This is a genomic window from Asticcacaulis sp. P2_B1 (assembly GCF_056404915.1).
In genome coordinates, this window is the sequence record NZ_JBFUDD010000012.1 from 26,599 (window position 1) to 38,186 (window position 11,588).

13 protein-coding genes are annotated in these 11,588 nt (G+C 61.5%); 8 read left to right on the top strand and 5 right to left on the bottom strand.

The features are described 5' to 3' along the window. Positions 1 to 16 precede the first annotated feature (16 nt). The gene (locus AC1DX3_RS19445) at positions 17 to 427 is read right to left on the bottom strand and encodes a helix-turn-helix domain-containing protein (RefSeq protein ID WP_476990993.1); all 411 of its coding nucleotides are present in this window, start codon (positions 425 to 427) and stop codon (positions 17 to 19) included. Between the two features lie 230 nt (positions 428 to 657). Here AC1DX3_RS19445 and AC1DX3_RS19450 point away from each other — a divergent pair, with 230 nt between their 5' ends. The 7 genes from AC1DX3_RS19450 (at position 658) to AC1DX3_RS19480 (ending at position 7,302) form a co-directional block, all read left to right on the top strand. Beyond that, entirely contained in the window at positions 658 to 1,299 is a 642-nt protein-coding gene (locus tag AC1DX3_RS19450; protein WP_476990994.1) for a hypothetical protein, read from the top strand. Beyond that, a complete protein-coding gene (locus AC1DX3_RS19455) occupies positions 1,296 to 1,625 on the top strand; it encodes a transcriptional regulator (RefSeq protein WP_476990995.1) in 330 nt (109 codons plus the stop codon). Before AC1DX3_RS19450 ends, AC1DX3_RS19455 begins: the two co-directional genes overlap by 4 nt. Positions 1,626 to 1,933: 308 nt before the next feature. After that, positions 1,934 to 2,791 (top strand): TOMM precursor leader peptide-binding protein, encoded by an 858-nt coding sequence (locus AC1DX3_RS19460; RefSeq protein WP_476990996.1) that lies wholly within the window; start codon positions 1,934 to 1,936, stop codon positions 2,789 to 2,791. Further along, entirely contained in the window at positions 2,788 to 4,089 is a 1,302-nt protein-coding gene (locus AC1DX3_RS19465) for a YcaO-like family protein (protein ID WP_476990997.1), read from the top strand. Before AC1DX3_RS19460 ends, AC1DX3_RS19465 begins: the two co-directional genes overlap by 4 nt. A gap of 6 nt (positions 4,090 to 4,095) precedes the next feature. Continuing rightward, on the top strand, positions 4,096 to 4,905 hold the full coding sequence (locus AC1DX3_RS19470) for a SagB family peptide dehydrogenase (RefSeq protein WP_476990998.1): 810 nt from the start codon (positions 4,096 to 4,098) through the stop codon (positions 4,903 to 4,905). Between the two features lie 12 nt (positions 4,906 to 4,917). Beyond that, positions 4,918 to 5,142 carry a hypothetical protein gene (locus AC1DX3_RS19475; protein ID WP_476990999.1) on the top strand — a complete coding sequence of 75 codons (225 nt, stop codon included), beginning with the start codon at positions 4,918 to 4,920 and terminating at the stop codon, positions 5,140 to 5,142. A gap of 153 nt (positions 5,143 to 5,295) precedes the next feature. Continuing rightward, positions 5,296 to 7,302, top strand: coding sequence for a ferritin-like domain-containing protein (locus AC1DX3_RS19480; RefSeq protein ID WP_476991000.1), 2,007 nt, complete (start codon positions 5,296 to 5,298; stop codon positions 7,300 to 7,302). Here AC1DX3_RS19480 and AC1DX3_RS19485 read toward each other — a convergent pair whose 3' ends face one another. The 4 genes from AC1DX3_RS19485 to AC1DX3_RS19500 all read right to left on the bottom strand — a co-directional run bounded on the left by AC1DX3_RS19485 (position 7,303) and on the right by AC1DX3_RS19500 (position 10,721). Next, complete coding sequence (locus AC1DX3_RS19485) at positions 7,303 to 7,818, bottom strand: homogentisate 1,2-dioxygenase (RefSeq protein WP_476991001.1); 516 nt, start codon at positions 7,816 to 7,818, stop codon at positions 7,303 to 7,305. A gap of 53 nt (positions 7,819 to 7,871) precedes the next feature. After that, the gene (gene fghA / locus AC1DX3_RS19490) at positions 7,872 to 8,726 is read right to left on the bottom strand and encodes an S-formylglutathione hydrolase (protein ID WP_476991002.1); all 855 of its coding nucleotides are present in this window, start codon (positions 8,724 to 8,726) and stop codon (positions 7,872 to 7,874) included. Between the two features lie 115 nt (positions 8,727 to 8,841). Further along, positions 8,842 to 9,513 carry a hypothetical protein gene (locus AC1DX3_RS19495; protein ID WP_476991003.1) on the bottom strand — a complete coding sequence of 224 codons (672 nt, stop codon included), beginning with the start codon at positions 9,511 to 9,513 and terminating at the stop codon, positions 8,842 to 8,844. Between the two features lie 101 nt (positions 9,514 to 9,614). Beyond that, on the bottom strand, positions 9,615 to 10,721 hold the full coding sequence (locus AC1DX3_RS19500) for an S-(hydroxymethyl)glutathione dehydrogenase/class III alcohol dehydrogenase (RefSeq protein WP_476991004.1): 1,107 nt from the start codon (positions 10,719 to 10,721) through the stop codon (positions 9,615 to 9,617). A gap of 164 nt (positions 10,722 to 10,885) precedes the next feature. Between AC1DX3_RS19500 and AC1DX3_RS19505 the strand changes: the two genes are divergently transcribed. Next, positions 10,886 to 11,311, top strand: a complete 426-nt coding sequence (locus tag AC1DX3_RS19505; RefSeq protein WP_476991005.1) for a YciI family protein — start codon at positions 10,886 to 10,888, stop codon at positions 11,309 to 11,311. Positions 11,312 to 11,588 lie beyond the last annotated feature (277 nt).

An 11,588-nucleotide genomic window follows, 5' to 3' on the forward strand; every position in this document is an offset into this window, starting at 1 on the left:
TCAGGCCCAGTTTTTGTCAGGCGTCATCGTCTTCCGCCAGGGCACGCACCAGTTCCAGAATGCACCGACGTTGTTTGGCGCTGCGGATACGGGGAAACGCTTCCGCCAATGCGATGCCCTCACTGGTGGTCAGGAAACTATGGATGGCGCGCTCCGCAGGGGATTCAGCGCGGAGCGCGTTATTGTCGCGATCGCCGAAGCCTTCGAAGAAATAGGTTACGGGGACCTTGAGAGCCTGGGACAGCTCGAACAGTTTCGACGCGCTGATGCGGTTGGCGCCGCGTTCGTATTTCTGCACCTGCTGGAAGGTAAGGCCGATGATCATGGCCAACGCCTCCTGGCTCATGCCGAGAAACTTGCGCCGCATCTTGACGCGGCCGCCGACATACAGATCAACATCATGAGGCAAATTGTCGATACCCGTCATAAACCCCTCCGGCGCCGGTTCGTGGCCAAGTGATTCAACCTATTCTATAATTTTCCCGATAGGAACTGTTAATAATGAGCCCCCTCACCTTTCACCAAGGTTCATTGCACAGCAAAGTCATGCTAAACAACGGATGACAACGGCCGCAGTCTGTGATCAAGTGTCATCTATACATATACACCTCTTGAGTGTTTTTTTTGCTAAGCTGTTTCATCACATAGGATGTAATCATGTCGGAAGGCCCAGGACTAGACGACCTTCTTCCCCCGCTGACCATGGACGACGTGCAGTTCATGCAGGAAGATCTCGACCAGCTGACCCGGCTGGCCGTGCGCGGGGAAGCCCTGCCACGGGCGGGAGGGTCGATCTGCGCCTTGTGGGGTTTTCTCCTGGCGGCAACCAATATTTACCAGGCCGCGGCTTTCAGCGGCTGGGTGCCCGGCCCCATGCCGATCGGAATATTCCAGGTTCTCCTGGGTTATAGCGGCACCTTCCTGATCATGCATTATTCCAAAAAGACCCGCGTCATAGTCTCATGGCGCACCCAACCCATCGCGGCGCTGTGGATGGCGTCCGGCATATCGATCTGCGTGTTCTTTATTGGCTGCGTCATGACGGGATGGGATAATGCCATCGTTATGAATGTCTTCCTGTCGCTGATCTATATGCTCAATTTTGCCGCCATGGCGACAACCCGGCGCGGGCAATGGTTGCTTATCGTCGCGATCGGCTGGATAATCGAAGCGATCCTGACCTTCGCATTGAAAGACTCCAACCCCATGCTGAGTCTGTCTTTTGGCATTTCCGCGTTTTTGTTCATGTTCTTGCCAGGCCTGCGGCTGTGGTGGGAGGAGAAGTCGATACCCGCATGAGCCTGTTTTCCGCCGACGCCATCGAGGAAACGATTCACACGCGTGGACGGCTGACGGTACTCGTCTATCTGTCGACGGTCGCCGAAGTAGACTTCGTTACCTTGCGCGATGCCGTTGAGATGACGGACGGTAACCTGTCGCAGCAGCTCCGGCGTCTGGAAGAGGCGACCTATGTCAAGATCGACAAGGTGGTCATGAACGGACGCATCAAGACCCTGGTGACCCTCACCGATACCGGCCACATGGCTCTGGTCGGGTATTTGAAAAATATGAAGCGGCTTATCGGTCAGGTTCCGAAGGCTGCCCCGAAAAAAAAGGCCGAATAGAGATCAATTTATACAACTTTGACCATTCATAAATCAGTTTTTATTTATACAAAACAATAACTTCCTCATACGAAGCACTTCCTCTTGTAAAGTTCAAAGTCTCATGTCATGGTTAATGGCCGGCCGCTGGGGTCCGGCATCGTAAGGAGTTGACCATGACTTCCTCATTCTTCGAGCTGTACGACGACGACCAAGGCGACACCCTTCTGGATCTGCCGATCGGCAACGGCTGCTGTTGCTGCACGCTCTAAACGGCTCGGGCCGCGTCCTTCCGGTCGCGGCCCGTTTGTTCTGCGTCGGAGGGGACTATGGCAGACGATACATTTCGCGTTGATCCGGCGGTCGATATCGTCGCCGGCAAGGACAGCATCCGTTATCTTACGCCTGGCGGCGCCTTCTCCCTGCGGGACCCGAGCGGCATAGCCGCCGCCGTCTCCGAAAAATGCCGCACCGGCGCCACGGCCGCCGACATCATGGCGCCTTATCTCATACCCGAAGAGCGCGAAGCCGCCGCGCAACTGCTGAACTTTCTGCAGGTACGCAAGGTGATGGTCGTCGAACCGGCCGGCGATACCGCAAACGTCGATCCGGCGCGCGAATGGCTGCGCCACTTTGCCAATGCCCGGGACGTGCCTCTCCCGCCCATCGACGTCCGTGGCGACGGCGCGCTGGCGCGTTCGCTGCTCGCCAAGCTGGCCAGCGTCGGCAATGACCGCAGCCAGGGCGCCGCCGCCTGTATCGTCGCCGCCTTCGATACACCGCACCTGTCGTCGCTACGCCAGCTCAATCTCGAAGCCCGCAATACCGAAACCCCCTTTCTGCCGGTATGGCTGGAGCGCTCCACCGTGCGCTGGGGGCCGATGACCCTGCCGTGCGCGACCGGCTGCCTGGAATGCCTGCTCCACCGCGAACAGGCCGGCCGGCGCCGGGCCGATCCGGTCGAGGCGATGGATATGCCGGAACTGACCGCCAGCTTGCTGTTAAGCGACCTGGCCGCCACCTTCGCCACCGGGGAGATCATTCGCTGGGCGCTGGATGCCCATGTCGACACCGATATCGGCGTCGCCTGGCGCTTCGACTGGCTGACCATGAAAATGTCGGGCAGCCGCGTCCTGCGCCTGCCCCGGTGCACGGTGTGCGGCACCGGCCAGGGCGTGCGCCCATGATGTATCACGCCCAGCAGAACCGTCCGCTGTCCGACAATCTCATGGCCGTGATTGACCGCTTGCTCGATCCAACCCACGGTTTGGTGACGTCCGTCCATGAGGACAAGCCTCTGCGCCAGGCCGCCGGCATTCGTATCGTGCGCACCACGGTCGCGCCACCCGCCTATTTTCGCGGCAATGCCCCCTCTCCGGTAAAGACCGTCGAGGACGGTTATGGGGCGGCCTTCGACCGCGAAACCGCCTATTGGGCGGCGATCGGCGAAAGCGTCGAGCGTTATTCGGCCTCTATCTATTGGCCCGACCATTTCATCGTTGCGACGGCCCGGGCGCTGGGCACCCGCGCTGTCGCCATGGCGCCGCTCATTCGCGTGGCCCGCCCCGAGACCTGCGCCTTCGACCCGGACAGCGCGCGCGCCTGGATGGAGGGCGTAGACCTGGCGACGGGCGAGGCCAGCCTGGTTCCGGCCATGTTGTGCTATCTCGGTTACCGCAGCCAGTATCCCGGCGAAGTGATTGCCCAGAGCGATTCAACGGGCCTCGCCTGCGCCACCTCATTCGATGACGGGTGCAAGCGCGGGCTGTGCGAAGTTATCGAACGCGACGCCTTCGCCGCCAACTGGCTGCTCAGCCGGCAGCCGCCGGTGATGACCTTCACGGCGGCGGATATCGCCGGCTTTCCGGCGGCCGTCGCCGCGGCGCTGACCGACAACAACCTGTCCATCCGCCTTCTTCATGTCGCCAAGTCGTTCGGCGTCCATGTCGTCATGGCCTTTGTCAGCGACGGCGTATCCCTGTGCTCGATCGGCGCCGCGGCCTCGCCGTCCCTGCGGCGCGCGGTCGAAAAGGCCACGGCCGAAGTCCTGCAAGGTTGGAGCGCCGTCAACGCCTTCCCGGTCCTGACGGAGCCCCTGACGCTTGAGGGGCTGAAGACGCCGTTCGATCAGCTGCGCTACTATATGCATGCCGAGCGCCTGCATTTACTGGAGGCCATGTGCGGCGGCAGCGAAGCGGCGGCATTCGGCGACCTCTGCGCCGGCGACCAGCCCGACATGACCGCCCGGGACATTGCCCGCCGCCTGACCGCTGACGGCTTTCAGGCGGCGGCCGCCGATCTGTCCACCAGCGATGTCTCCGACCTGAACTTCACCGTCGTGCGCGTGGTCGTGCCGGGTCTGCAGCCCCTCGTCTTCGGTCCGGCCAGCGTGCAGGTCCCCGACGAACGCCGCCTGGACCAATGGCGGACGATGTGGGGGATCGCCGGGTCCGCGCTCAATCCCCACCCCCATCCCTTCCCGTAGATGGCCATGCCCAATCTTGACCTCGACAATGACGATGCGGAGCTGATGGAACTGTGGCACGAGCAGACGCGCTATTACCGCGGCGCCATCGGCCGCCGGTCGCGCATTATCCAGCGCTATCTCAGCGACCCGGTCACCATCCAGGCCGCGGCCCAAGGATGGAAAATCGTGGCCGGTGAAAAAATCATCGCCCTGCCGGCCGCCAGTCTCCCGGACAACAGTTTTTCGGACGTGTGCGCGGCGCGTGAATCGGCGAAGCGCGCGCACCTGGCGGGTGAGTTGGGGCTGGGCGACCTGGGGACCCTGCTCGCCCTGGCCATCCGCAGCCATCGCCAAAAGCCGGCGGCTCAGGCGCCGCATGTCTTATACAATTTTCGCCCCTATCCGTCGCCAGGGGCGCTGTATCCCTGCGAGATTTTCGTGATCCCCGGGGCAGTGGCGGGCCTGAGCCACCGGCCTTACCGGTATGATCCAGTGCGCCACGCCCTCATCGACTTCGGCTGCGCCACCGGGCGGTTCCAGGCCACGGAAACCGACGCCTGCGAGACCGCGCCGCCGTGCACGATCGTCATCGCCGGGGTGCTGGATCGCGTCACGCAAAAATACGGACCGCGCGGCTATCGGCTGGCCTGTCTCGAAGCCGGTCATATCGGGCAAAACCTGATCCTGGCGGCGACGGCCATGGCCTTGCCGAGCCTGGTCTACAGCGCGTTTTACGATGTCGAAGTCGAACAATGGCTGGGACTTGACGGTCTCAACGAGGTCGTCCTGTCGGCCGTCCTTATCGGCGGCGCCGACAACAATTCATATCTATAACGGGGAAACATAATGGCTAGCGTCAACAATAGCTGGGAGCTGCGGGTGCAGCGTCGCCTCCAGTCCGAAACCACCATCCTGACCCTTCTGGAACATCTTCGTGGTTTGGCCGCCGAAGACGACCTGATTGAAATGTCCGAAGCCATCGGCGTCGCCTTCGAGCATTGCCTGAGCCTGCATGTGTCGCAAAGCGAGGCCATGGCGGACGATGACGCGAGGCGGAAAACCACGGATTGACCATGGAGGCGAACAGTCGGGCGCTCAATATGACAGGTTAACGTCGCGACACTTGCCTCAACACTGAAGATTTACCTTCAAGCGGTTACCCGGGCGAAAGACCGGGTTGCACCGTTATGGCAATCGCGTCAAACTTCGGTCAGAGGTGCTCCCATGCCGACGATCGAAAAAGCTATCCACGTCCAGAGCCGCGAAGAATTGATCTTCCTGCTCGCCGAAGCCGCCGAGATCGAGCACAATCTGATGTGCACCTATCTCTTCGCGGCCTTTAGCCTTAAGGATGAAAGCGACGGCCTGACGGCCGACCAAGCGAAGGTGGTCGCCGGCTGGCGGCGGCAGATCATCGCCATCGCCGTTGAGGAAATGGCCCATCTGGCCCTGGTCGCCAATATCACCATCGCCATCGGCGGCAGCCCGCATTTCGGCCGCCCGAACTTCCCGATCGCCGCCGGCTATCATCCTTCGGGGATCGTTGTCGAACTGCATCCGTTCAACCGCGCCACGCTCGACCATTTCATCTTCCTGGAACGGCCGGAAAACGTGATACGCCAGGACGGCGAAGGCTTCGAGGCGCCGGTATACGACCGTAATATGCGCGACGACACCTTGATGCCCAATGCGAGAGACTATGCCACGGTCGGGCACCTCTATCGCGGCATCCGTGACGCTTTGGCCGAACTCAGCGAGCGCCTGGGCGAGGATAAATTGTTTATCGGTGACATGTCGTTGCAGGTCGGGGCCGACCTGGTCAACCTGCCGGGGCTGAGTACGGTGAAGTGTTTGAAGACGGCGTTGGCGGCTTGCGACACCATTGTCGAGCAGGGCGAAGGCGCCAGTGACGATTCTGCCCGATGCCACTACAGACGCTTCCTCGACATGTGCGAGGGTTTTTCCGCTTTCGAAGCCGCCGGTGTCGCGCCGGCACGGCCGGTTGCCGACAATCCCGTCATGCGCAAGGGCCCCGACCGCGGTCACCTATGGGTAGATGCTCCTGAGGCCGCCGCGGTGATGGATCTGGCCAACGCCATCTATAATGTCATGCTGCGTTGCCTGGCCCAGGGTTTTTCCGAGGGCGACACCCGCATCAAACGCGTCTTCATCGATGTCGCCATCGACGGTATGTTCGCCCTGTCGCCGGTCGCGACCTACCTTACCAAATTACCGGCATCGACGACCGTGCCCGACCTGAACGCCGGCATGAGCTTTGCCACCCTGCGTGATGTCACGCCCCTGCCCGAAGGCAAGCCGGCCCTGGCCTTCGTCGCCGAGCGGTTGGAGGAGTTGGCTGCCGGCGCAACACGCTGCCTGCTGGGCGAGCTTTCGACATCGACGCAAAGGAGCCTGGCGGCCCTGGCGCAGAAGCTGCGCGACGTCCACGTGCCACCGAAGGCGCCCGTTGCCGGAGACAGTCCATCTCCGGCAGAGAAAAGCGGTGATCCGCAAGCGACGCCGGATTCGCCGCCGGCCGCGGTCATGCCGAACCCGCCGTCGGGCGCCGCTGAAAATCACGGCCCGACGCCGGACATCGAGGTCGCCGAAGGCACCGATGTCATTATCGAATTCGAAGCCAAGCGCTGCATCCATGCTCGCTACTGCGTGCTGCAGCAACCGGGCGTGTTCAAGGCCAATGTCGTCGGGCCATGGATCGCTCCGGACGACGCCGACAACGCCGACAACCTGGTGGCGGCGGCATTGAACTGCCCGTCAGGCGCTATCCAGTACCGGCGCAAGGACGGACGGCCTCAGGAGACGCCGCCGCTTGTGAACCTGATCCGCGTGCGTGAAAACGGACCGAACGCCTTTCACGGCGCGCTCAAGATCGATGGCGAGGATATCGGAACGCGCGCGACCTTGTGCCGCTGTGGCCGGTCGCAGAACAAGCCCTTCTGTGACGGTTCGCACAAGCTGGGTGACGATCCTTTCGCGGCGACAGGCGAGCCGGCGACAGGGGACGTGACGGCGCTAGAGGTGCGCGATGGCGATGTCGATATCCGGCCGCAGAAGAACGGGCCGCTACGGGTTTCGGGCAATCTCGAAGTGCTGAGCGGTACGGGCCGGACCATCCGCAAAGCCCAGGCCTTGATGCTGTGCCGGTGCGGTCATTCGGGCAACAAGCCGTTTTGCGACGGCAGTCATGCGCGGGTGGGGTTTGTCAGCTGATTATTTGGCGATGACTTCGACGGTGGCTGAGGCCGCAGGGGCGTTCGACAGCTGAATAGTGTAGTGGCCGGGAACGAGCTGGAAATCGACCGTCTTGTGAATGGCGCCGCACGGTGCGCTGTCCTGGTGGGCGGCCGGGCGTAAGGCCTGGCCGTCGCGGATGACGTCGACCCAGATCTTGTCGCTGATGGCAACGCTGTAGTCGCCGGCCTTGTCCACCGTCAGCATCAGAAGGCCGCCGAAGCTGCCGGGGGCGACCATTTTCGGCGCCACGGCATATTCCGCCTGCGCAGCGGGAACCAGGGTCAGGGCATAGGCCTGGGCGATTTTGATTTCAGGCTGGTCGGCGGCCTTGGCGGCGGCGGTTAGCGGCGAAGCTTGCGCGAATGCGCTCCACGCGTCGGGCAGGGCCGGCGCTGTGACGGCCGAACAATCGGGTACGGCGGTCTGGGCCTGGACGGCGAAGGGTGCGGCCAACACCATGACGGCGGCAATAAGACAGGCTGAGCGTTTCATGTCGGAGCTCCTTGTGCCGATTTTGTGGCACAAAAGTTTGGCGAATCTAGGACCTACTTCAGGCGCCCGGCGTGGAAGGCCATGTGATCGTCGATAAAGCTCTGGATGAAATAGTAGCTGTGATCGTAGCCGTCGTGATAGCGCAGGGTGATCTTTTGACCCGCTGTTGCGGCGGCCTTTTCAAGCAGATCCGGCATCAGTTGCTTTTCGAGGAACGGATCGGCCAGGCCCTGATCGATCAGGATGTCGTCGAACGGTTTTGCGTGTCCCCCGGCCAGCAGGAGGGCGGCATCGTATTTTTCCCAGGCGGTATGGTCGGCCCCTAAATAGGCCGTCAGCGCCTTGTCGCCCCAAGGCGCATGCATGGCCGATGCGATCGGGGCGAAGGCCGAAACCGAGCGGTAGAGGTGCGGATGGTTCATGGCGATGGTCAAGGCGCCGTGGCCGCCCATGGAATGGCCGGCAATGCCGCGGCGGCCCTTGTCGGCCGGGAAATTGCCCTCGATCGCCTCGATCAGGTCCTTGGTAATATAGGATTCCATTTGGAAATGCAGCTTCCACGGCGACTGCGTGGCGTCGACATAGAAGCCGGCGCCATGGCCCAAATCGCCGGCATCGGCGTCGGCGACACCAGTGCCGCGCGGGCTGGTGTCAGGCGCCACCACGATCAGGCCCAGTTCCGAGGCCTTACGGTAGGCACCGGCTTTTTCCGTGAAGTTGTTGGCGCTGCACGTCAGGCCCGACAGCCAGTACAGGGTCGGGAACGGCGCATCGCTGCGCTGCTCGGCGACGTCCGGCACGAAAACCGTGGCCGACATAGGGGTGCCGGTCGCCAGGCTGTCGTGTTTGATGAAGTACAAAATGCCGTCGAAGACACGGTGTTGCGAGATAAAATCCACTGAATACATGTTCCTCAGATCCTGATATTCGTGAAAATAGCAGGCGTTACGGTAACGGACCGCGTGTGAGTATGTCGCGCGATTCTGCGTGGCGGTTTGGTAAATTTCAGTAAGGAGATTCCGCCTAGTTGGTGGCGGCCGCCTTGTCACAATAGGCGTGGCGTTCTTCAACATAAAGGGGTGCGAAGGGCACGGTTGCGGCACCGTCATACGGACAAACCATGGCGCGAAGCCTGGCGGCGCCCCAAATACGTTCACCCTGGGCCGCGCCGTCGCGTATCAGGTCGCGCAGTACCTCTTCCTCGGCCTGGCTACGAAATTCGTAGTGATAATTGCCCTGGGTGTCGCCGGCATTTCTGATCCATGGGGCATCGACACCGGGAAGCTGCGGGGCGGCGGTGTTGTCGGCGGTGCTGTAACCCTGTTGAGGGACGAAGCCTGTCAGCATATTGCCAAAAGCTGACACCTCACAAGTATTGCCGGCGATCTTGACGCCGTTGCCCAAAGGATCGCTGTCTCCATCCGGTCCCCAACTCATGACGACATAGTAGTCGGCGCCGTTTTTTTGGACGTGGGCAAACACCCAATTGTAGGGATCGTCGAAATCCTTGCATAGCTCGCGAATGCGGTCCGGCATGACATCGTAATGCGTGTCGGCGGGCGCAAAGACGATATCGAATATCGGGTCAGCGAGCTCGACGCCGTCCAGGCTTGGTAGAGACGCCGCCGCCAGGGCGTGACCGCCCAGCAAAACCGTACAGGCCGCCAAGGTGGCTGCAACCCAACGCGTGACCATGTATCCCCTCCACATTCCCGACTGTCGGCAGCCTTCGCCCTATGTGTTGCGCTGTCGTTGCCCATAGTCAAGGCCGATCAGCATCCGCGCGGACGCTGTCATCAGAACACTACTACGCTGCGGATACTTTCGCCGGCATGCATCAGGTCGAAGGCTTCGTTGATGCGTTCCAGCGGGAAGGTGTGGGTGATCATCGGATCGATCTCTATCTTGCCGTCCATATACCAGTCGACGATTTTCGGCACGTCGGTGCGGCCGCGGGCGCCGCCGAAGGCCGAACCGCGCCATACCCGGCCGGTGACCAGTTGGAACGGCCGGGTCGAGATTTCCTTGCCGGCCTCGGCGACGCCGATGACGATGCTTTCGCCCCAGCCGCGGTGGCAGGCTTCGAGGGCCTGGCGCATGACTGTCGTATTGCCGGTGCAGTCGAAGGTGTAGTCGGCGCCGCCGCCGGTCAGTTCGACGAGATGGGCGACGACATCGGCGACGTTCTTCGGGTTGACGAAATGGGTCATGCCGAAGCGCCGGCCCCACTCCGCCTTGGCATCGTTGAGATCGACACCGATGATCTTGTCGGCGCCGACCATCTTCAGGCCCTGGATGACATTGAGGCCGATACCGCCGAGACCGAAGACGACGGCATTGGCGCCGGGCTCGACTCCGGCCGTGTTGACGACCGCGCCGACGCCGGTGGTGACGCCGCAGCCGATATAACAGGCCTTGTCGAACGGCGCGTCGTCGCGGATCTTGGCGAGGGCGATTTCCGGCAGGACGGTGTGATTGGCGAAGGTCGAGCAGCCCATATAGTGGTGGATGGGCTGGCCCTTATAGGAAAAGCGGGTGGTGCCGTCGGGCATGAGCCCCTTCCCCTGGGTGGCGCGGATGGCGGTGCACAGATTGGTCTTGCGCGACAGGCACGACTTACATTGGCGGCATTCGGGGGTGTAGAGCGGGATGACGTGATCGCCGGGTTTGAGCGAGGTCACCCCTGCCCCGACTTCGAGCACGACGCCGGCGCCTTCGTGGCCGAGGATCGACGGGAACAGGCCTTCGGAGTCGAGGCCGTCCAGGGTGTAGGCGTCGGTATGGCAGATGCCGGTCGCCTTGATTTCGACAAGGACCTCGCCGGCACGCGGGCCTTCGAGATCGACTTCGACGATTTCCAGCGGTTGCTTGGCGGCAAAGGCGACGGCGGCACGGGTTTTCATGGCAAGGCTCCTCAGGTTCGGCCTTTTGTGCGAAGCTTTGGCCGCCTTGGCAAGAGGACAAAAGTTTTTTTCGTCGCGATGTCGGATCGGCTGGTGGTGGTTCGTCTTATTGACAGAGCCGCGGGAATGACATGGTGTCAGGCGGCAAGGATGGAGAGATTACAATGAAGGTCATGGTCATCGTCAAGGCAACCAGCGATTCCGAAAAAGGCATCTTGCCGGAACCCGAACTGCTGGTCGCCATGGGCAAGTATAACGAGGAACTGGTGGCGGCGGGCATCATGCTCAATGGCGACGGCGTCAAGCCGACCAGCGAGGGCGTCCGGGTGCATTTTTCCGGCGACAAACGCGACGTCGTCAAAGGCCCGTTCGGCCCCGTAACAGAGCAACTGGCCGGGTTCTGGATCTGGGAGGTCAAGGACCTGGATGAGGCCATTGCGTGGGTCAAGAAGGCGCCGAATCCGATGATCGGGGACAGCGATATCGAGATCCGCCCGTTCTATACGATGGAGGATTTCGCGTCTTTGGATCCGACGGGCGAAATCATGGCCAAGGAAGCCGAAATGCGCAAGCAACTGGGTGGGGTTTAAAGGCCAATTGGGGCGGCGCTATGCAGTAGTCAATGGCGCTTTTTGGGCTCTGTATTAGTTGATTTTATTGAGTTTTTCGACGTTAATGCAGTGGACTAAAAAAGGTAATAAGTCACCATTTTAGATGAAGTTTAAGGTGGTGCCGCTGTTTATACTCCAGACGGGGCTGGCGCGTTCCAGTGAGTCGAAAAGGTCTGGCTCTTGAGCACCCGACGCGACGTGTACTCAGGTACACGAGCAAGGGCGCGCAAAGAGACGGGGCTTTGCAGACCTCTGG

Bases quoted from the DNA above. Each gene is read 5' to 3' on its own strand.
- AC1DX3_RS19445 (WP_476990993.1), bottom strand. From the start codon at position 427: ATGACGGGTATCGACAATTTGCCTCATGATGTTGATCTGTATGTCGGC.
- AC1DX3_RS19450 (WP_476990994.1), top strand. From the start codon at position 658: ATGTCGGAAGGCCCAGGACTAGACGACCTTCTTCCCCCGCTGACCATG.
- AC1DX3_RS19455 (WP_476990995.1), top strand. From the start codon at position 1,296: ATGAGCCTGTTTTCCGCCGACGCCATCGAGGAAACGATTCACACGCGT.
- AC1DX3_RS19460 (WP_476990996.1), top strand. From the start codon at position 1,934: ATGGCAGACGATACATTTCGCGTTGATCCGGCGGTCGATATCGTCGCC.
- AC1DX3_RS19465 (WP_476990997.1), top strand. From the start codon at position 2,788: ATGATGTATCACGCCCAGCAGAACCGTCCGCTGTCCGACAATCTCATG.
- AC1DX3_RS19470 (WP_476990998.1), top strand. From the start codon at position 4,096: ATGCCCAATCTTGACCTCGACAATGACGATGCGGAGCTGATGGAACTG.
- AC1DX3_RS19475 (WP_476990999.1), top strand. From the start codon at position 4,918: ATGGCTAGCGTCAACAATAGCTGGGAGCTGCGGGTGCAGCGTCGCCTC.
- AC1DX3_RS19480 (WP_476991000.1), top strand. From the start codon at position 5,296: ATGCCGACGATCGAAAAAGCTATCCACGTCCAGAGCCGCGAAGAATTG.
- AC1DX3_RS19485 (WP_476991001.1), bottom strand. From the start codon at position 7,818: ATGAAACGCTCAGCCTGTCTTATTGCCGCCGTCATGGTGTTGGCCGCA.
- fghA (WP_476991002.1), bottom strand. From the start codon at position 8,726: ATGTATTCAGTGGATTTTATCTCGCAACACCGTGTCTTCGACGGCATT.
- AC1DX3_RS19495 (WP_476991003.1), bottom strand. From the start codon at position 9,513: ATGGTCACGCGTTGGGTTGCAGCCACCTTGGCGGCCTGTACGGTTTTG.
- AC1DX3_RS19500 (WP_476991004.1), bottom strand. From the start codon at position 10,721: ATGAAAACCCGTGCCGCCGTCGCCTTTGCCGCCAAGCAACCGCTGGAA.
- AC1DX3_RS19505 (WP_476991005.1), top strand. From the start codon at position 10,886: ATGAAGGTCATGGTCATCGTCAAGGCAACCAGCGATTCCGAAAAAGGC.